The organism is Peijinzhouia sedimentorum (genome assembly GCF_049340005.1).
GTDB lineage: Bacteria > Bacteroidota > Bacteroidia > Cytophagales > Cyclobacteriaceae > CAXBDP01.
Genome location: NZ_JBMPIY010000007.1, coordinates 54,362 through 75,326, shown reverse-complemented (window position 1 = coordinate 75,326; position 20,965 = coordinate 54,362). Strand labels below are relative to the sequence as shown.

Annotated in this window: 16 protein-coding genes and 1 tRNA gene; 15 read left to right on the top strand and 2 right to left on the bottom strand. The window is 36.2% G+C overall.

Translation table 11 applies throughout. The features are described from left to right. The first annotated feature begins 90 nt into the window (after window positions 1-90). From ACOXY8_RS11020 to ACOXY8_RS11010, 3 genes are all read left to right on the top strand, one after another. Window positions 91-906, top strand: a complete 816-nt coding sequence (locus ACOXY8_RS11020; protein WP_458331646.1) for an alpha/beta fold hydrolase — start codon at window positions 91-93, stop codon at window positions 904-906. A 55-nt stretch (window positions 907-961) separates the two neighbouring features. Continuing rightward, window positions 962-4,654 (top strand): phosphoribosylformylglycinamidine synthase, encoded by a 3,693-nt coding sequence (gene purL, locus ACOXY8_RS11015; protein ID WP_458331645.1) that lies wholly within the window; start codon window positions 962-964, stop codon window positions 4,652-4,654. Window positions 4,655-4,784: 130 nt separating this feature from the next. Continuing rightward, window positions 4,785-4,857: transfer RNA gene (locus ACOXY8_RS11010), tRNA-Gln, on the top strand. Between the two features lie 501 nt (window positions 4,858-5,358). Here the strand turns inward: ACOXY8_RS11010 and ACOXY8_RS11005 are convergent. Continuing rightward, window positions 5,359-6,693, bottom strand: a complete 1,335-nt coding sequence (locus tag ACOXY8_RS11005) for an ATP-binding protein (protein ID WP_458331644.1) — start codon at window positions 6,691-6,693, stop codon at window positions 5,359-5,361. 134 nt (window positions 6,694-6,827) lie between these two features. Beyond that, window positions 6,828-7,217, bottom strand: a complete 390-nt coding sequence (locus tag ACOXY8_RS11000) for a hypothetical protein (RefSeq protein WP_458331643.1) — start codon at window positions 7,215-7,217, stop codon at window positions 6,828-6,830. Between the two features lie 588 nt (window positions 7,218-7,805). On the opposite strand from ACOXY8_RS11000, the gene ACOXY8_RS10995 reads away from it, so the two are divergent. The 12 genes from ACOXY8_RS10995 (at window position 7,806) to asnB (ending at window position 20,957) form a co-directional block, all read left to right on the top strand. Next, window positions 7,806-8,651 carry an ABC transporter permease gene (locus ACOXY8_RS10995; protein ID WP_458331642.1) on the top strand — a complete coding sequence of 282 codons (846 nt, stop codon included), beginning with the start codon at window positions 7,806-7,808 and terminating at the stop codon, window positions 8,649-8,651. Window positions 8,652-8,936: 285 nt separating this feature from the next. Next, a complete protein-coding gene (locus ACOXY8_RS10990; RefSeq protein WP_458331641.1) occupies window positions 8,937-9,317 on the top strand; it encodes a four helix bundle protein in 381 nt (126 codons plus the stop codon). 148 nt (window positions 9,318-9,465) lie between these two features. After that, window positions 9,466-10,752 (top strand): ABC transporter ATP-binding protein, encoded by a 1,287-nt coding sequence (locus ACOXY8_RS10985; RefSeq protein WP_458331640.1) that lies wholly within the window; start codon window positions 9,466-9,468, stop codon window positions 10,750-10,752. After that, entirely contained in the window at window positions 10,736-11,656 is a 921-nt protein-coding gene (locus ACOXY8_RS10980) for an FkbM family methyltransferase (protein ID WP_458331639.1), read from the top strand. Before ACOXY8_RS10985 ends, ACOXY8_RS10980 begins: the two co-directional genes overlap by 17 nt. Then, complete coding sequence (locus ACOXY8_RS10975; protein ID WP_458331638.1) at window positions 11,656-13,203, top strand: aldolase catalytic domain-containing protein; 1,548 nt, start codon at window positions 11,656-11,658, stop codon at window positions 13,201-13,203. Before ACOXY8_RS10980 ends, ACOXY8_RS10975 begins: the two co-directional genes overlap by 1 nt. A gap of 4 nt (window positions 13,204-13,207) precedes the next feature. Next, complete coding sequence (locus ACOXY8_RS10970; RefSeq protein ID WP_458331637.1) at window positions 13,208-13,960, top strand: 3-deoxy-manno-octulosonate cytidylyltransferase; 753 nt, start codon at window positions 13,208-13,210, stop codon at window positions 13,958-13,960. After that, the gene (locus tag ACOXY8_RS10965; RefSeq protein ID WP_458331636.1) at window positions 13,950-14,567 is read left to right on the top strand and encodes an HAD family hydrolase; all 618 of its coding nucleotides are present in this window, start codon (window positions 13,950-13,952) and stop codon (window positions 14,565-14,567) included. Before ACOXY8_RS10970 ends, ACOXY8_RS10965 begins: the two co-directional genes overlap by 11 nt. Further along, window positions 14,564-15,772, top strand: coding sequence for a hypothetical protein (locus ACOXY8_RS10960; RefSeq protein ID WP_458331635.1), 1,209 nt, complete (start codon window positions 14,564-14,566; stop codon window positions 15,770-15,772). The genes ACOXY8_RS10965 and ACOXY8_RS10960 overlap by 4 nt, the downstream gene beginning before the upstream one ends. A 55-nt stretch (window positions 15,773-15,827) precedes the next feature. Further along, window positions 15,828-16,847 carry a class I SAM-dependent methyltransferase gene (locus ACOXY8_RS10955; RefSeq protein ID WP_458331634.1) on the top strand — a complete coding sequence of 340 codons (1,020 nt, stop codon included), beginning with the start codon at window positions 15,828-15,830 and terminating at the stop codon, window positions 16,845-16,847. An 11-nt stretch (window positions 16,848-16,858) separates the two neighbouring features. After that, entirely contained in the window at window positions 16,859-18,010 is a 1,152-nt protein-coding gene (locus tag ACOXY8_RS10950) for a glycosyltransferase (RefSeq protein WP_458331633.1), read from the top strand. Continuing rightward, a complete protein-coding gene (locus tag ACOXY8_RS10945) occupies window positions 18,010-18,996 on the top strand; it encodes a glycosyltransferase (protein WP_458331632.1) in 987 nt (328 codons plus the stop codon). The genes ACOXY8_RS10950 and ACOXY8_RS10945 overlap by 1 nt, the downstream gene beginning before the upstream one ends. Beyond that, entirely contained in the window at window positions 18,996-20,957 is a 1,962-nt protein-coding gene (gene asnB / locus ACOXY8_RS10940; protein WP_458331631.1) for an asparagine synthase (glutamine-hydrolyzing), read from the top strand. The genes ACOXY8_RS10945 and asnB overlap by 1 nt, the downstream gene beginning before the upstream one ends. Window positions 20,958-20,965 lie beyond the last annotated feature (8 nt).

Genomic DNA, 20,965 nt, shown 5'->3' with positions numbered 1-20,965 from the left:
GGATGAAAACGAGTGTTTTTAGCAAGCTGAGTATCGTAAAAATTAGTTAATATATGAATGCGAAAAATTCATTAGCCAAATAATATTTGGATGAAAATTTTTGAAAAAAAGTTTGTCAGAGATGGTAAATCCATGCTTTCCTACATTCAAATTGGTGATGGGCCCAATATTTGGCTCACCTTTCATGGCTTTGCTCAGACTAAGTTGGAGTTCGCAAAACTAGCGGGAGGATTAGCTGATAGCCATAGCATCTATTGTTTCGACTTGTTCTTTCATGGCGATAGTCTATGGCTCGACGGAGACATAGTATTGACACCCTCCCGCTGGAAAATATTCATGGAAAAATTTCTAGTAAAAGAGAATATTCAAAATTTCAATATTGCTGCCTTTAGTTTGGGTGGCAAATTCGCACTCTTAACTATGGGTGCATTTCGCGATAGAGTAAACAAAATAAGTTTGATTGCTGCAGACGGAGTGAAAACCACTATTTGGTTTAAGCTTGCTCGATACAGATTTATCCGCGATCAACTGAAAGGCCTTGTAGTAAATGCAAGCTTCTTCTACAAAGCCATCAAATGGGTAGAGCGAACTGGGATTATCGATAAGCAAGTAACAAACTTCGCTAGATTGCAAATGGAGCATCGAAAACGGCGAAGAAGACTTTTCTATTCATGGATGGTTTTCCGTGAAATCAAGCCTGATATTCCTCATTTGGCTAAGCTGATGAATGATCATAATATAGAGCTTATGATGGTTTTGGGTCAGAATGACCCATTGATGACGACCAAAACAATGCGTCCACTGTGGAAGCGGGTGGAGAACAAACAAATGCTAATTTTCCCGACGGGGCATTATACCTTGATGCGTGAAATTGATTTTCCATCGGTTAAGCAAATTTTTCGCTAACAAACCCGTCCTTTTTCCTAATTTTGCCTAAGCAAACAAAACAAAATCCTGCCTGATGATCCTCTTTTTTGAAGCCTCCAATAATCGAATATTTGCCATCTCAAGTAAGCAAGCATTTGAGTCGAACGATATTGAAAAACTCAGCTGGCTGCTAGGAAATGCCAAGCCGCTAAATGACCAAAAACTAGCGGGTACTTTCATTGGCCCACGCAGAGAAATGGTGACGCCCTGGAGTACCAATGCTGTAGAAATCACCCAAAATATGGGATTACAAGGCATCATTCGAATGGAGGAATTTTCAAAAGCGGAGGAAGGCAGTGCATTTGATCCAATGTTGCAACATAAATATGCAGGTCTCGATCAGACTATTTTTACCATTGATAAACAACCTGAGTCAGTTTTATTTATCGATGATATTGCCGCATATAATGAGCAAGAAGGACTTGCGCTCAATCCTGAGGAAATCGATTACCTGAACGATGTAAGCAAGCAATTAGATCGCAAATTGACGGACAGCGAAGTGTTTGGCTTTTCACAAGTCAACTCGGAGCATTGTCGTCACAAAATATTCAATGGCACTTTTATTATCGATGGCGAGGAAAAACCAAGCACACTTTTCCAACTGATCAAAAAGACTTCGAAGGAAAACCCTAACCGTATCGTATCTGCTTATAAAGATAATGTGGCTTTTGTTGATGGCCCACAAGCCATGCAGTTTGCCCCAGATAAGCAGGATAAGGCCGATTTCTTTTCCTCCCGCCCCATCCAAACGGTGCTTTCTCTCAAAGCTGAAACGCATAATTTTCCAACCACTGTGGAGCCATTTAATGGCGCCGCAACAGGTAGTGGCGGCGAGATTCGTGATAGAATGGCAGGTGGCAGAGGTAGTTTACCTTTAGCAGGAACTGCTGTTTACATGACTTCTTATCCTCGATTAGAAAAGGGCCGTAGCCATGAAGATGCCGTTCCAGAAAGAGATTGGTTATATCAAACTCCATTAGATATTTTAATTAAAGCCTCCAATGGAGCAAGTGATTTCGGAAATAAATTTGGCCAACCGCTTATTTGCGGAAGTGTATTAACTTTTGAAAATGAGCATGATAACATTATCGAAGGTTTTGATAAAGTGATTATGCTGGCGGGAGGTTTAGGTTTTGGTGTAAAAGATCAAAGCTTAAAGGACGTTCCATCCAAAGGCGATTTGATTATTGTGATGGGTGGAGATAATTATCGCATTGGTATGGGCGGAGGAGCCGTTTCTTCTGTAGCAACGGGCGAATTTAGCCAATCCATCGAGCTCAATGCCATTCAGCGTTCCAATCCTGAAATGCAAAAGCGTGTGTATAATGCCATTCGTGCATTGGCCGAAATGCCGGTAAACCCCATTGTCTCCATACACGATCATGGCGCTGGCGGGCATCTCAATTGCCTTAGCGAACTAGTAGAGCATAGCGGCGGAACCATCAATCTGCGTAAATTGCCAGTGGGTGATCCAACGCTTTCTGCCAAAGAAATTATCGGCAACGAATCGCAAGAGCGAATGGGCTTGGTGATTAAGAAAAAAGACCTTCACTTGCTGGAGAAAATTGCCGAAAGAGAAAGAGCACCACTTTATATAGTAGGTGAAATCCACGACGATCATTATTTCAGAGTGCTTGATCCTGAAGGTGAACATTCACCTATAGATCTAGAATTAGCCCATTTCTTTGGCTCATCTCCAGTTACTATTTTGGAAGATACCACTGCACCAAATCTACAGCAAGCGCTAGAGTATGATACAAAATCGCCTGAGAAATACATAAAGCAAGTATTGCAAATAGAAGCCGTTGCGTGTAAAGATTGGCTTACGAATAAGGTAGATCGCAGCGTAACAGGTCGTGTGGCTGCCCAGCAAACAGTTGGGCCGCTTCAATTGCCACTCAACGATTATGGCATTATGGCGCTCGACTATGAGGGCAAAGTCGGTGAAGTTACCTCCATTGGACATGCGCCAGTGGCGGCTTTGGTCAACCCCGCTGCAGGTAGCCGATTGGCGATTGCTGAGGCGCTAACAAATATGGTAGGCGCACCTATCGCCGATGGACTCAAAGGAGTTTCGCTTAGTGCCAATTGGATGTGGCCAGCAAAAAATCCTGGCGAAAATGCTCGCTTATATGCCGCTGTGGAGGCAATCAGTGAATTCTCCACTCAGTTGGGATTGAATGTGCCTACAGGTAAAGATTCCCTTTCTATGAGTCAGAAGTACCCTGATGGTCGCAAAGTATTATCTCCAGGCACCGTTATCATTTCGAGCATTGCCGAAGTGCCGGATATTTCCAAAGCCGTAGGGCCGGTACTTCGCGACGAAATGGATGAGCCCGTAATTTGGATCGATTTCTCCAATAGCGAATTGGCTTTGGGTGGCAGTTCATTTGCGCAGACTTTGAGCAAAGTAGGTGAGCAAACACCTGATATTTCAAGCGCAGCATATTTTGCCAAAGCATTCCACGCCACGCAAGCACTTATCCGCGATGAATACATAACTGCAGCGCACGATATAAGCGCGGGAGGCCTGATCACTACGCTGTTAGAAATGTGTTTTGCTCAGGACACGGTTGGTCTAGCGATAGATTTAGAAGGGCATGGAGAAAGTGATTTGTGCAAATTGCTTTATGCTGAAAATCCGGGTGTGGTTGTACAGGTGAGAAATGAAAAGGAAGTTTCGAAAATCCTAAGTCAATTTGGGGTAAAACATCATTTTCTCGGTTATCCAAATTCCAGTAAGGAATTGATTATCAAAACAGATGAAAAAACGATCCACCTCAACATTGCTGAAATGCGGGAGGATTGGTTTAAGACTTCCTATTTGTTTGAAAAGCATCAAACGAAGCCAAGCCTAGCTAAGCAGCGTTTCGAAAACTTCCAAAAGCAAGGCTTATCTTTCCAATTTCCAAGCGACTTCGAAGGCAAATTAGCATCTCATAACCTAACTCATCGTAGAGCTGAGAGATCAGGCATTAAAGCCGCAATCATTCGTGAAAAAGGCGTGAATGGAGATCGTGAAATGGCTTACTCGCTTCACCTTGCAGGTTTTGATGTAAAAGACGTTCACATGACCGACCTGATAAGTGGGAGGGAAGATTTGAGCGATGTAAACATGATCGCTTTTGTAGGTGGTTTTAGTAATTCAGATGTGCTTGGTTCGGCCAAAGGTTGGGCAGGAGCATTCCTGTATAATGAAAAGGCAAAAGCTGCTTTGGATGCATTTTATAAGCGTGAGGATACCCTAAGCTTAGGTGTATGCAATGGCTGTCAGTTGATGGTGGAACTTGATTTGGTTTGTCCAGATCACAGCAAAAAGCCTAAAATGCTACACAATGCAAGTGGTAAATTTGAGTCCGCCTTCCTTACAGTAGAGGTGACCGAAAGCAAATCCATAATGCTAAATGCCTTAGCCGGCAGTAGATTGGGTATTTGGGTAGCACATGGCGAAGGACAATTCCAATTGCCAATGGCAGAGGATGATTATGCTATTGCAGCCAAATACGCGTATCAGGCTTATCCGGGCAATCCAAATGGTTCTGATTACAATGTAGCAGCGCTTTGCTCTGTCGATGGTCGTCATTTGGCGATAATGCCACACTTAGAGCGCTCGATTTTCTCATGGCAGTGGGCACACTATCCGGCTCAGCGCAACGAAGATCAATTGAGCCCTTGGTTGCTGGCATTTGTAGAAGCTAGGAAATGGGTAGAAGCAAAAAATAGCTAAGAGTAGATTGGAAACAGCTTGAAAAAAAATCCTCAAAAGCGCATTTTTTTCCTCAAGCTGTTTTCAAAATTGAATTAATGTTCTACTTTTGTACTCGCAAAACGGCATAAGGCCTGAAAGCGAATTTTACTGACCTATGGTGTAACTGGCAACACGTCTGATTTTGGTTCAGAAGAGTCTAGGTTCGAGCCCTAGTAGGTCAACAATAAAAATAACAGAGATAGCGATCCGAAAGGGTCGCTATTTTTTTTGTGGGGTTTGGGTTGGAGGGAGATGGTGTTTTGGGAGTGGGGTTATGTATGAAACTTAAAATTAGAGAAGGGTATTAGCCTACTTTTAATACCTCTGTTATAGGCTGAGTTGTTTGTATTTTTGCATGTCAATAATAATTTAATAATTCCAGAGGCTGTCTCAAAAGGGCGACCTCTAATTTCTCACCCAAATATTATTTTGCCCATTACCATTAGATGAATTTTCAAAAATCAATGCTACTAAATATAAAATTTGCTCTGTGGTTCTAAAATATGAGCACACTATAAAAGGAGAGCCAAATATAATTTTGGAACAAAAAGGCCATCTCACTTTTGAGACAGCCTCTTTTAGTATTTCATTTATGACTTGAATCTAGGTTTTTCTTTTCAATTTAATATTTCTTATTTTTTAGAACCCTTGGCGAACAAAACGAACAATTAATGAACAATTAGCTAAATAGTATATTTTGACCCTCTGCCTTTAAGCCCAGTTGTTTTTAATATTTTCAGACTAACTAATTTTTGGAGTTCTTCTGATGAAATGGTTTGTTTAGTTTCATTTATTTTTTGATAAATAGAGTTAGTAATAAAACTATTTTCTCTTAAGTACAAAACCGCTTTTATCTGTCTTTCATTTAAACCCAAGCCACTTAAATATTCTTCATTGTAAATATCCTTTCTGAATTCTACCAAGAAATCAGATGCCTCAAAAAGATAAATAGGCATTGGAATCTTTGCTTCTTGACAATAATTCATCATTTTCTCAATACCTCTTCCCCAAGATTCAATGTACCCACTTCTGAAAAGGGTGTTAGCAATATCCGGATTATAAGGCTTTGACGAATGTTTATTTAACAAATTACTTACTGTCCAGTTTTCAGGCAATTGACCATCATTCCATATCAATATTCGATCTTTGTAAACCTTAATTTGAATAGGCGCACCACCTGAATAATCCTTGTGTGCAACCGCATTGAGCAAAGCTTCTCGGATGGCTTCTCTTGGATATTCGTAAGTTTCGACTCGAGAAATACCTTCATAGCTTATCAAAGCTTTGATGTATTTGGAAAAAAGCAAATCCATTGTTTGCTCAATTTGCTCAAACAAATTACCGTGAGCTTCATCTTGAAATATCAAATCAGCTTCATTTTCAAAGTAGCCAATTTTGATATAAGCTCCTGTAACGTACTTTTCTGGTTTTGGATGAAAAAGTAAAAGAGCTGCTCGTTTGAGCATTTTTTCATCTTCCAAATATAATTGTAAACTTTCTAAAAGATCTTGGTTGGTACCGTCCAAATCTTCGGGTTCAAGCCGTTTGCTCTTGGTGGCTTTTTTCCTGAAAAAATCAAAAGTGTTATTTTTCAAATCGTCAGCAGTAACATTGGGAATAGGTACTCCATCCCATTTTTTTCCTTGACGTTGCAATAAAAATTTGGTTAAAGCCGCTCCTTTCAATTCCTGTAAAGTGCTTCCTGACCTATAATAATATTTACCTCTTAAGCTAATCGGGAAAGGGTATGGCTCAACAACGATTTCCAAAAAATCTTCTCCATTTTTGGAATGCAAGTTCACATCTACCATTAGCCCTAACAGGTCTCTTATCTGATTGGGTAAATTTTCCAAAAGCTTTTTCGCATTATTTAAATGCTTGATATTGCCTTGATCATCAATACCAACAAACAAAGTGCCTCCCTGAGCATTGGCGAAACCACAAACCCATTTAAAGTGGTCATTGTGCCAAAACTCTTTCCATTCTATGTTTTGATGCTCTTTGAATTGTGGACTCATTGGCTGAAATTTTCAGTGATAGTAGCAAATTAACCTGCGCTATTTCTTGATTACAGGATAAATTCTCATAGTATATTCTGTCTATTTTATTTCAATCTTATGGCCAATCGTTGTTGTGGTAGAATTACCTCTCCTCAAATCACCCACATAGAAATAATAGCCATTACCAAAAGATGCATTCCAAAAGCTCTTCCTTGATCTATTCTTGAGAATTTGTAGATAAAAAATGCATTGCCAAAGGCTAAAATTAGAGAGCATAGTTTCAACGCTTCATTGAAATCAATATAGCTATCTACCATAGCCATTCCTATGCAAGCGGAGAGAAGCCAATTCGATAAAACAAAAAGCGAATTTTGCTTACTAGCTAGAAATCGGAGCGCTTTTATCATAAAATACATACTCAATACCAGACTATAAAGGTTGTACACTGTCCAATTCATAGCATTTTGCTGGATCAGAAAATTGATGCAGATGAATACGCCGATTAGAAATATATCAATTTTAAGGAAAGGCCTTTGTTGCATATTTTAAATTGATTTTACAGCTAAATATACAATTCTTAGAAGAAATTTCATTTAAGTCTAGGTTGGTGAATATAAACTCATCCTTGTAAATCTTATTTAGCCCTTTTAAAGGTGAGTTAAGTTATTATAAAACATTAGTTTATGCAATATTAGAAGCGATCAAAAAATGAAAGTAACCAAATTCACTTTTGAGAACAGTTAAAAATCCAGCGATAATTTCAAACTACCACCTAATCCTTCTCGAATTATACGCATAAGGTCAGTGAAATTATTTAATCAGCGGTTCAGGCAAATGCTGAAGAATAAAACGATTTCTGGAATGAATAAGCACATCACTTGAAAAATTATTTGAGACAGCATTAGCCCATTTGAATTAAAAATGCTCCAAAAAAAATAGACTAAATAATATTAGAAATTTATGCTATTGCGAAAAAATAATATCCTTAAGGACCACCAGTTTAAGCATTCAAAATAGATCATCTTTGGTAATTTCACATATTGTACCCAACACCCATCTTCAACTTTCTTCCAATCATCTTCCCATTTCTCTATATTTGACTTAGCTTTAAGCTTTATTAACAATAGAAAATGACGGAAGAAAAATGGGACTTGGAGATTGCTCCACAGCGATCTTTACTTGATATTCCTTGGAAAGACATTTGGCGCTATAGAGACTTATTAATGCTCTTCGTTCGCCGGGACTTTGTTTCTCAATTTAAGCAGACCATTCTAGGCCCCACTTGGTTTTTTATTCAGCCCATTCTTACTACGGTGGTATTTATGGTTGTATTTACAGGCATTGCAAAAATATCAACTGATGGAGTGCCACCCACGCTATTTTACCTAAGTGGACTAGTAGGTTGGAATTATTTTGCCGATTGCCTCAACAAAACTTCCAATACATTTATAGGGAATGCTAATATCTTCGGCAAAGTGTATTTCCCCCGCATTGTTGTACCAATCTCCATAGTGCTTTCTAATCTTATGCGTTTTGGTGTACAGTTCCTGCTGTTTTTAGTTGTTTGGCTATACTACCTTATTACTACAGACCAAATTTTCATTACCATATACATCCTACTAGTCCCTATTGCCATTATCAATATTGGCTTGATTGGACTAGGCTTGGGCATGATCGTCTCTTCCTTGACTACAAAATACCGTGATCTTACCTTTCTTATTGCATTCGGTGTGCAATTATTAATGTATGCGACGCCCGTTATATATCCTTATACTGAAGTAGAGGGTAAATTTAGACTTATCATACAAGCCAACCCACTTACACCACTTATCGAATCATTCCGCCAAGGTTTTATGGGGCAAGGTGTTGTAGAATGGAATCTATGGATCTACTCTGTAGTTTTTATGCTAATTTCATTAGCTATCGGCACCGTTATTTTCAATAAGGTGGAGAAGGATTTTATGGATACGGTGTAGGGGAAGGTTGAGGGAGGATAGAGGATAGTTGATGGACAAGAATTGTTGACGGTTGACGGAGTACAGTTGATGGAATGCAACAAAAATTCTCCTCTTGAGAGGAGGTTGGAGGTGTGTTTCTTTTGGTTGAGGGAGGATAGAGGATGGTTGATGGAAGCAGCCGGAAAAGGTTGAAAGAGGAAGGAGGATGGTTGATGGAGAACAGCCAAGAAGGGTTGATGGTTGAGAGAGGATAGAGAAAATAGATGAATTAATGAAATTGGGTTTGTATTAAAGATTAACGATATGGCTAGGCTTGAAAAAGAATTTCCATTTCAGAAATTAGAAGTTTGGCATGATGCGAAGGAATTAAGCTTGATTATTTATCAGATAACAAGATCTATTTCTAGTAATGAAAAGTTCGGACTCATAAGTCAAATGAGAAGAGCTGCCATCTCCGTTCCAGCGAATCTTGCCGAAGGTTCATCTAGAATCACAAAAAAAGAGCAAGCCCGATTTACTGAAATTGCATTTGGGAGCTTAATGGAGCTCGCAAACTTATTGATCATAGCTCAAGAGTTGAAATTTGTAGATTCAAAAGCAGCTGATCCTGTACTCGACAATATCAAAATGCTAGGTAAGCGATTATCCTCATTAAGAAATTCCCAATTTAAAGCAAATGATTAAAATCTTGTGCTAAATTTGAAACTGATGTACCAGAACAGAAAATATAAGCTAGAATGGACAGGTAGCATAAATGTGGTATGTGGAAGATTAACTATCCTCCATTCTCTATCCTCCATTCTCTATCCTCCATCCTCCATCCTCCCTTCTCATGTCCACAGTAATTAAAGTCGAAAACGTATCCAAACTCTACCGTCTCGGCGAAGTAGGAACAGGTACGCTATCGCATGATTTGAATAGATGGTACCACAGATTGCGTGGAAAGGAAGATCCTTATCTTAAGATTGGTGAATCAAATGACCGTGCAAAAAAGTCCAGCTCTGAATACGTATATGCCCTCAAGGATATTAACTTTGAAGTAAAAGAAGGAGAAGTACTAGGGATTATTGGTAAAAATGGAGCGGGTAAATCTACCCTACTTAAGCTCCTCTCCAGAGTAACCGGACCAAGTAGCGGTAGCATCAAAATTAAAGGCCGTACGGCTTCATTACTGGAAGTAGGTACAGGCTTTCACCCAGAGCTTACGGGTAGAGAAAATATATTCTTGAACGGTGCCATACTTGGTATGACCAAGTCCGAAATCAGACGGAAATTCGACGAAATAGTGGACTTCTCCGGAGTAGAAAGGTATATTGATACGCCGGTAAAACGCTACTCATCGGGAATGTATGTGCGCCTTGCCTTTGCCGTAGCAGCCCATCTCGATCCTGAAATTCTAATTGTAGATGAAGTATTAGCCGTAGGGGATGCCGAGTTTCAAAAACGCTGTCTGGGTAAAATGGGCGATATTAGTAAGAATGAGGGAAGGACTATATTGTTTGTGAGTCATAATATGGCAGCGGTAAAGAGTCTTTGTTCTAGATCGATTTTTTTAGAGAATGGAACAATCGGCGTTACTGGAAAAACCAATGAAGTAATAGATTATTATTTGAGCTATAAACCTGCTTTTAATGTTTTCAATTTCAAAGAAGAACGTGAAATTGAAAGTGACATGAAGATAAGAGAAATCCAATTATTGATTAACGGCAAAAAATCCTCAGAAAGAGTTATTGATACTTATGAGCAAATTGGGTTAGAGTTTTTAGTTGAAATTAAAGATCAGACAAGTAATCATTGTCTTTTTTATCAATGTTGTAAAGATGGAGAAGTGATATTTGCAAACTTCGAAGTTAGCAGTAATAATCAATTACTATTTGAAAGAGAAGGAGGACTTTTTAGATGCTCAATAAATCTTCCTAGGCCTTTATTTAAACCTGGTTCTTATTATTTTGATTTTCATGTTTCTAGAATAGGGCATGGTTCTAAACAGTTTATACCAGAAGGAATAGTTTTTGAAATAGATTTATTATCAATAAATCCAAGGTTTTCGTATTTGACTAATGATAAGCCCGGTAGAATAGCAATTGACCCAATTTGGAATTATGAGAAAATTAGGTAAGATAGATCGTAAGTTTTATCAACTGCTTTCAAGCAAGATGGAAAGTGAAAATTTAAGAATTAATATATTTGATATTGGTGCAGCAGATGAGTATCCAAAAGAATGGGATGAATTAATTTTTAAAAATATTTTTGGATTTGAGCCTGATTTTAATTCATATAAAAAGTTGAACCCCTCAACTAATGTCAATTTCTATAATACTGCTATTGATTTTTCAACTGGAGTTTCAAAAATTAATTTGACAAAAAAAAGGCAATGCAGCTCACTCTTGAAACCAAATTTAGAATATTTAGATAGTTTTGAAAATAGTGACCGATTTAATGTAGAAATGGTCTCCAATGTTAATTCATTGTCGCTAAATGATTTTATTTTCAATGAAAAAGTTCTACCTGATTTAATTAAGTTAGATACACAGGGTACAGAGCTCCAAATTTTGAAGGGTGGGAATGAGGATATGTTTAATACATTAAATTTGATAGAAATTGAGGTTTCTTTTCATGAGCTATATCTTTCTCAAGATTTATTTTTTGATGTTGACCCATTTTTGAAGGGTAAAGGTTTTAATCTGGTTTCATTAGAAACTATTGGCCACAAAAGAAAATCAGAATTACCATTTAAAGATTTGAAGGAAGTTTTTTTTGGTAATGCTTTGTATTTAAAAGACCCTACTAAAGTGAGCGATAGTAATCAATTATTGAAATTAGCTTATGTCGCAACAGCATATGGTTTTTCTAGATATGCATATAATTTGATTAAATATAGTAATGATCGCTTTGATGAAAAGTTCCGAGAGGAATTGATTCAGTTGGAGAAGTCTATACTAACAAATCAAGAATCTTTTGCAAGCAAATTGGCGAATGAATTAAAATGGAAAATTGAAAAGTATTTTAAAATTAGGATATAATGTCTGTAAAATTCAATATTCTAGACTGTACTCTTCGGGACGGAGGGTATTATACAAATTGGGATTTTGATCAACAATTGGTAGATAAATATTTAAACTCTTGTAATCACCTTCCTATTGAATATCTAGAGGTCGGTTATCGTTCAAAGCCAATGATCGGATATTTGGGAAAATATTATTATTGTCCCGTTTCGGTTTTAAGGGATATAAACCTAAAGTCAAACAAAAAATTGGCAATTATCCTCAATGAGAAGGATATAAGTGAGGATGATATTAATGGGTTATTAATTCCAATTAAGGAATACGTAAAACTAATTCGAATAGCTATTGATCCCAAAAATTTTCAACGTGCAATATGCTTAGCGAAAGCAATTAAGAAACTAGATTTTGAAATTGCGTTTAATGTTATGTACATGTCCACATGGAAGGATCAAAAGGAGTTTTTAAATTTACTTCCTAAGGTTGATGGCTTAGTTGAATATTTTTATATGGTTGATTCCTTTGGAGGGGTTTATCCTGAGGATGTAAGGCAAATCATTGAATTAGTTAGATCAAAAACAAAAGTTAAGTTAGGGTTTCATGGCCATAATAATTTAGAAATGGCATTAGCTAATACTTTAGTAGCTATAGAGGAAGGAATTGATATTGTTGATTCTACTTTTACTGGTATGGGAAGAGGAGCAGGTAATTTGAAAACTGAATTATTGCTTACTGCTTTACAAGCTAAAGGTAAGTTGGAATTCGACTATAATGCTCTTACTTCTGTGGTAGATGGTTTTAGTCAATTGCAAACTGAATATAATTGGGGAACCAATTTACCCTATATGGTATCTGGAGCTAATTCATTACCTCAAAAGCAAGTAATGGAATGGGTAGGAAAACGTTATTATTCCTTTAATTCAATTATAAGAGCCTTAAATAATCAAAGTCAAGGCAAAGTGGATAATGAAAGTCTTCCATTGTTAAAATCAGACAGGAAAAAGTACAGTGCGGTATTAATGGTTGGTGGAGGCTCTAGTATATCAGAGCATTCCAATGCGATTGAAGATTTTCTTGATCAGAATCCTGACATGCTAGTATTACATGCAAGTTCTAAAAATGCATTAAATTTCATAAATGTATCAAACGATCAACTATTTTGCTTGGTAGGGAATGAAGGTCATCGTTTGGAAAATGTATTTGGAGAATTCCCTGTTAGAGGTAAATGTGTTTTGCCTCCTTACCCAAGATCGATGGGGACATATATTCCCAAAGTATTAAGAGAGAATTCATTTGAATTAGAGAGAATTTGGTTTTCAGACAAATTCAAAGATTCTCATACTAGTATTGCATTACAGGTAATACTTGATTTAGAAATTTCACAAGTCTATGTTTCAGGTTATGACGCATATAAAGGAGAAATATCTCAAAAGGAGCAAGAACTTTTCACGGAAAATCAATTTCTTTTCCAGAAATTTAAGCAAGTAAAATCTATTGAATTAGTTTGCCTAACCCCAACAGTTTATGGTGAACTTAAAGAGGCCTCAGTTTATTCAATTATTGGTTAAGTAAATGGAAGATTTTGTAGTTGTAATACCTGCAAGGTATCAATCATCTAGGTTGCCAGGGAAGCCGTTATTAAACCTAGAAGGAAAATCATTGTTATTGAGAACTTATGAGCGATGTATTCAAGCTGTTGATAGTTCATTAGTTTATGTGGCAACTGATGATAAAAGGATCTTTGACCATTGCAGGTCTTTTAATATTCAAGTAGTTCTAACCTCTAAAAAATGCTTAACTGGAACAGACAGAATCGCAGAATTTGCGAATAAGGTAATTGCTAAAACATATATTAATGTTCAAGGTGATGAGCCACTTATAAACCCTAATGATATTCGGTTAGTAATTGAAACAGCCAAAAAGTATCCCTTAGATATAATTAATGGCTTTGCCCCAATTCAAACCCAAGAGCAGTATAGAAGTCTATCAATACCGAAAGTAGTATTCAGACCAGATTACCGTTTATTATATATGTCTCGATCTCCAATTCCGGGTAATAAAAAAGATAAATTCATTAAAGCCTGGAGGCAAATATGTGTTTATGCATTTCCAAAACAATCATTAATTGACTTTTCAAGAGTAAAAACTAAAACTGAATTAGAAGAAGAGGAGGATGTAGAGATAATTCGATTTTTAGAGTTAGGCAATGAAGTGAGAATGGTTGAGTTATCATCAGATTCTGTGACAGTTGATACTGAGGAAGATGCTGAAAAAGTAAGAAATATTTTAAAGCAGACAAATTGGAGTACTAGTCATGAAGATTAAAACGATTTTTTGGGATTTTGATGGTGTTTTAATAAATTCTAATAGAATTAGAGATCAAGGTTTTTGGCAAGTTTTAAAAGATTTTCCTGCTGAACAAGTTGAAAAACTAATGGCCTATCATCATAAAAATGGAGGATTGTCTCGATACGTTAAATTCCGCTATTTTTTTGAAGTAATATTGAATAAATCAGTTACAAATGAGACGATACAGGAGTATGCTAAAAGATTTTCAGAAATCATGTTAAACCTATTGGTTAATAAAGATTTATTAATTCCTGAAACAGTTTCCTATGTCATGGAACATCACAAAAATTTTAATATGCATATAGTTTCTGGCTCCGATGGTGAAGAATTGCGTCAGATTTGTTCGGGTATTGGAATAAGCCAATACTTTAAAAGTATTGAAGGTTCACCTACTCCAAAACGCAAATTAGTTTCAGAAATTCTTTTAAAAGAAAATTATGATACGAAAACCTGTATTATGATAGGAGATTCCATTAACGATTTCGATGCAGCAAATGCCAATAGCATTGGATTTTACGCATTTAATAACCCATCATTGTTAAAATACTCAAACTTTTATTTTGATAACATTATAAAGTTGTGAGTCTGAAAAATGTAATATTCTCTGTAGTTCCCGAGTTAAACTCTCAGCAAGTTGCCTTTTTTAAAACCCATTTTAAAGCCCTTGAAAAATATGGTATAAATTGTTTTTTGTGGTCATCTTTTGTTTATGAAGAGTTGGGTGATAAAGTAATCCGTTTTGAAACGGGTAAAAGCAGATGGAATTTAATTAAAAATTTCAGAATATTCTTTAATCCTAAATATTTTAAATGGCTTGTTAGACTTAAATATTGGAAAAATATTAAGAATTATTTTGAGCTACTTTTGACTCACGAGGAATATTATAGGCACGGTCAAATTGTTTTAAATAAGTATCGCCCAGCTATATTATTTGTATGGAACCCTGGTTGTTATCAGTTTAGCTTTATAGGAGATACATTTAAATTTCAAGGGGTCAAGATTTCATATATTGAATGGGGAGCAGTTCCAGGAACATTTATACTCACCAAAAGGAAAAGTATATATTTTAGTCAAAAATTTAAGGATGAAATCTTTAAGCTTAACAATGATGCTTCGGAAACCATCATTTTGTTTTTAAAGGAAATTTTCCAAAATGCAGCGTCTCTAAATCTTTATGAACAGAAAAAGACAATTCCATTTCTATGTGATTCGGACTTTTGGAATAATGGAAAGTTGAAATTATTGATTTTTGGTTTAAGCGTGGCAGATTCCTTAACAATTCCGAATAGGCATTCTGATAGGGAAATTTATGTTCCATTTTTCAAGAATAGTTATCAAGCAGCAGAAGAAATAGCTACCAAATTCCCCTTAATTGACGTTGTTTTTAAACCTCACCCTAATTTGAATTATTATAAAGAAGGTAAAGTGAGGGATAATTTAATTATTGTTTTTGGTGATCCAGATTTAGTAATTCAGAAAGCTGATTGTGTTTTGGCCTTTGGAACGAAGCTTGAAATAAATGTAATCCTCCACCACAAAGTTTTATTGCTTGCGGGGTCAGGATTACTATTTAATTCAAATTGTGGGAAAAGCTTCAAGACAAAAATTGATTTTTTTCAATTCCTAATGAACTACGTTAAATTGGATATTAATTCTAATCAGGATAAAGATGAAATGATCTTGTCTTTATCTAAACTATATCAACAAGAGTATTTTCCTTTTGTTGGACATTATCCTTTATTTGAACAAAATTCAAAAAGGATATATAATTTGATAGTTTCAATTTAAATTTTAACATATTTTTGAACCTCACTTAAATTGCTATAATATGGAATTTCCTTACGTGAAATTTGAAGATAATAGGTCAACTGAAGACGCTAAAGCTATATATAATCAAAGGCTCGAAGATGCAATTGAAATTTATGAAAAGCATAATTTATCCTTTTATGATAGGCCCTGCCCATACTGTGGTAGCAAGGAATCAAAAGAAGCAAAGCCATTTTTGGAAAAGTATAAAGTAGCACATTGTGACACTTGCAATAGTCTTTATGTAAACCCATGTCCAAATGTTGATGCATTGTCAGATTATTACAATAATGGAAAGTGTAATATAATGCTTGAGGATATTGTTAAGAAGCGACAAAGTAGACCGAGTGTTAGTTTTATTCTAGATAATAGAATAGAAGCCATTAAAAGGATCATTACGTCTAATAATTCACTAGAAAGGTTTAGAATTCTAGAGATAGGTTGTGCATCAGGTATATTCTTAAAGAAATTAAAAGAGAATTTGCTGTCTACGTTTCCGAGCATAAATTTTGAATTCTTTGGAATTGATATCGACCAAAATGCTATTTCAAACCCTGCTGGTAATGATTTAAATCTGACTTGCTCGTCTGTTGAAGAATTTGTGAGTTCTAGTAACCAAAAATTTGATTTAATCCTTCATTTTGAACTCATTGAACATCTTTCAGACCCATTTTCATTTATGGTAGAAGTCAAAAAATTGTTGGTCAAAGGAGGATCTATGTTATTCACCACGCCGAACATGGAAGGCCTAGAAATGGTTGCCTCTGATTATGATCAGTATAGATTGTTAGCTCATGGTATATTCCCTCCAATGCATTTAAATGCATTTAGTACTTTAAACATCACAAACTTTCTAATTAGAGCAGGCTTCAAAGTTAGAGAAATTAGTACACCAGGAAAGTTTGATGTAGATATGGTCAAAATATGCTCTGAGTTCGATGAGGATCCACTATGGAAATCACTAGCAAAATTGGATGATAAAACCTTAGGGTTTTTGCAAGCTCTCGTTATTAGACTTAAAGCAAGCAGTCATATGCAATGCATTGTATCAGTTTGAAAATTTAATTGATGCCAAAATCGATAACTTTTATCTCTTTAATGGCAGGCTTTCCTTGGGGCGGTAGTGAAGACTTATGGTCTAAAACCGCGCTATTAGCTTCAAAGGAGGGGTTTAAAGTAAAAATCAATTTATTCGATTGGCAACCAAGATCTAGTGAAGTAAATAAACTCTTAAGCGAAAAGGATATTTCTGTTTCCTTTCGGCCACTTTCTCCTTCATATTCTATCACAAATAGAATTTTAAGTAGGGTAGGTCTTCATAAATTGGGTCAAATTAAGTGGGAGAACTACATAGATGCAAACACCAATTTGTTAGTGATAAATCAAGGTGGCACTTATGATATCTGTTGGCACCCAGATTTAAGGGAATTTGTTGAAAAAAGGAAAATTCCATTTGTAATTATTTCACAGCATAATTTCGAATTTGAAGTTATTCCAAAAGAATGGCGACAAGTTGCCAAGGATTTTTTCCCATTAGCAAAGAAAATTTTCTTTGTGTCGAAACGGAATAAGGATGTAGCAGAACTTCAAACATTAAGTCAATTCCACAATTCCGAAGTTATTGCAAATCCAATAAAATTTGAAGGGATTGATGTGATGCCAATGCCAGAATTGAAAGGTGGAAAGTTGAAGTTAGCGCATATTGCAAGATTAGACTCAAATGTAAAGGGGCAACATTTCTTACTAAAAGCCTTAGCTTCTGAAAAATTAATCAATTCAAATTGGGAATTGAGTTTTGTGGGAGAAGGTAAGGATGAGGAATTTTTAAAAGAGTTGACAAATTATCTTGGACTAAGTCATAAAGTTTTTTTTCTAGGTAAGCAGAATGTATTGAATGTTTGGCAAGATCATCATGTGTTAATTTTACCCTCCTTCAGCGAGGGGACTCCTCTCACCTTACTAGAAGCAATGAAAATTGGTCGACCATGTATAGCAACAGATGTGGGTGGAGTAACAGAGTGGTTGGATGATAAAGTAAATGGTCTAATTATTAATCATACTGAAAATAGCATGGTAGAAGCAATTAATTATTTCATTAGCAATACTGACCATTTAATTGAAATGGCAATTCAAGCGTCCAATAAGATCAATCAATGTTATCCTAAAAGTCCAATGAAAAATTTACTAACGAGTTTAGAAGCATGCATTAATCAGAAATAATGAACATTCCAGGGTTTTCAATAATAATATGTACCTATAATGGGGAAAAAAGACTTCGGCAAACTCTTGCATCAATTAGTGCTTTAGAAATTGGAGGTATGGATATTGAAGTTATTGTTGTGAATAATAACTCAACCGATAATACGAAAAATTTTGTTGAAGAATGGATTTCAAGTTTAAATAAAAAATTTACTGCGAACCTGATTTTTGAGCCCAACCCAGGTTTAAGTTTTGCAAGAAAGGCTGGTATTGATGCCTCGAATTATGATTGGTTACTTTTTTGTGATGATGATAATTGGCTAGCTAGTGATTACTTAAATAAGGCGGCAGAAATATTAAAGAGAAGCCCAAATATAGGAGCTCTTGCAGGTAGAGGTAATCCAGAATCTGATACTGAATTCCCTTATTGGTTTTACCCAAATATGGGTAGCTATGCGACTGGAATTCTAAGCCTTAATTCTGGGGACGTTTCTCATAAAGGGAGTGTATGGGGTGCCTCAACAATATTTCGAAAGGACATACTACTGAATGTATTCAATTCTGGTTTTGAATCACTCCTTCATGATAGAAAAGGGAAATCATTAAGTTCTGGCGGCGACGATGAAATGTGTCGTTGGGTTTCATTGGCTGGATACAAGTTATGGTATGATGAAGAATTAGTTTTCACGCATTTTATCCCTAAAGAGCGCTTGACAAAGGACTATTTAGAAAGATTGCTTAAAGGCTTTTCAGAAACATTCCCAGTTATTAATAAGTACCAAGCAATTGTCCATTTCAATTCTTATTCAGGCATTAAGCGTTTAATACTGTCTTTCTTTTATTTAATTAAAGGCCTATTTTACTTTCCACTAAGCAGTGGTTTGTCTTCGCAAAATTTTCGAAGTTATTCTGCTTGCGTGCCATTCATTAGCCTTACTTTAGATAAGGAATATAAAAGGATAAAAACCCTTTCTAATGCTTTGCAAAATATTCAATTTAAGTCATAATGTGCGGCATAACAGGAATTTGGTATTCAACTCAAGCATTATCTGCTAAAGAAGAAATAATTTCTTTTAACACAGCTTTAGCTCATAGGGGGCCAGATGGTTTTGGCTTTTATCATTGTGAATCTGAAAATTTATCCCTTGGCCACAGACGATTATCTATTCTAGATCTCTCAGATAAGGGTAAACAACCCATGTCTGCCTTAGAAAATAGATATACCATTACTTTCAATGGGGAGGTATTTAATTTTCTTGAACTACGTAACGAACTCCAACAATTGGGTTGGTCATTCCAGTCGGATACCGATACAGAGGTAATTTTGGCCGGATATATTCAATGGGGTAAGCAGGCATTTCCCAAATTCAATGGAATGTGGGCATTAGCTATTTGGGATCAAAAAGAAAAGGAATTACTCCTTTGCCGCGATAGATTCGGAATCAAGCCATTATTTTTTATCGACAAAGCAGAAATATTTGCTTTTGCATCAGAAACGATAGCTTTCAAGAATCTTAAGGGTTTTAGAAGAGAATGGAATACCAAGCATGTGAAGGCTCAATTGCAAAATTTCACTTCTTTGGAAGCTAGAGGCATAAGTCTTTTCAAAGATATATATCAACTTCCTGCTGGCCATTTCCTGATCAAGAAGCCAAATACACCTGCCAAATCTATTCGATGGTGGAGTACCCAAGAAAACTTGCCTAAGCCTGCGCAACATTTCGAAGAACAAGCAAAAGAATTTCTAGCTTTATTTGAAGATTCCTGTCGTCTTAGACTCCGATCTGATGTACCTATTGCGACTGCACTCAGTGGCGGGCTGGATTCATCTTCAGTATATTCTATGTTGCAATATGGAAAGGCAAAAAATACCCATTGGGAAAGAACGCCTGCCAATTGGCAAAGGGCTTTTTGCGCAATATTCCCGGGTACGAGCGTAGATGAGCTGGAATTTGCCGAGCAAGTAGTTAATAAGTATCAAGGCAATCTTACTACGGTTAATGCTCTAGATGTGCCTGATTTAGAATCTGATATCCTTAAATCAGTTCAGCTGTTTGATAATTTTTATATCACCCCAATAAATGTAATCGGACAAATCTATCAAAAGATGCGGGAGGAAGGTTTTGTAGTTTCAATGGACGGACATGGTGTAGATGAAATGCTCTTTGGCTACAATGCAGATATTTTGGAGCTATATAAAACTGCCATGCTTCAAGGTGATTTGCCCTACGCTAAAGAAGTTGCAGATACATACGTCAATTTATTTCCTCCAGCAGAGCATCAAATAGCCAGACAGAATTTAGAGGGGATACCTGCGGGGAGTAAGTCTGTTCAAAATGTGAAAAGAGGCTTAAAAGAAGCATTAAATAAATTTGGGCTCTATAATAGTAAGGAACCAAACACCATAGAAATTAAGGATGTTTGGATTTCAGATTTGCATAACTCTATTAATTTATCCACTCCATATCTTCAAACAGATAAATTAAGTTCCGATCCTTATGCTGATTTAATATACAGACAATTTCATTCAGGTATTTTGCCTGTGATCCTACGCAACTTCGATAGAGCTTCCATGCAGCACGGAGTAGAAATTCGAATGCCATTTATGGACTACAGACTAGTTAGCTATGTTATGTCCCTCCCTCAACATTCTAAATTAGGGAATGGATACAGTAAGCAAATAGTAAGAGAGGCAATGAAGGGAATATTACCCGAATCTATTCGAACCCGAACTTTTAAAATGAGCATACAAGCACCAATGCATGATTGGCTGGGAGGCACTTTGAAAAGCTTCTCGATGGATGCTATTAGAAGCCAAAGTTTTTTAAATTCAGAAATTTGGGAAGGCAAGAGTATAGCGCAAGAAGTGGAAGAAAATTTTGAATCAAATGCTTGGGATTTTCAAGGATCAGCAAAATTATGGCATTATTTGAATGCCTACTTATTAATGGAAGCTTCAGAAGGATAAATCAATCT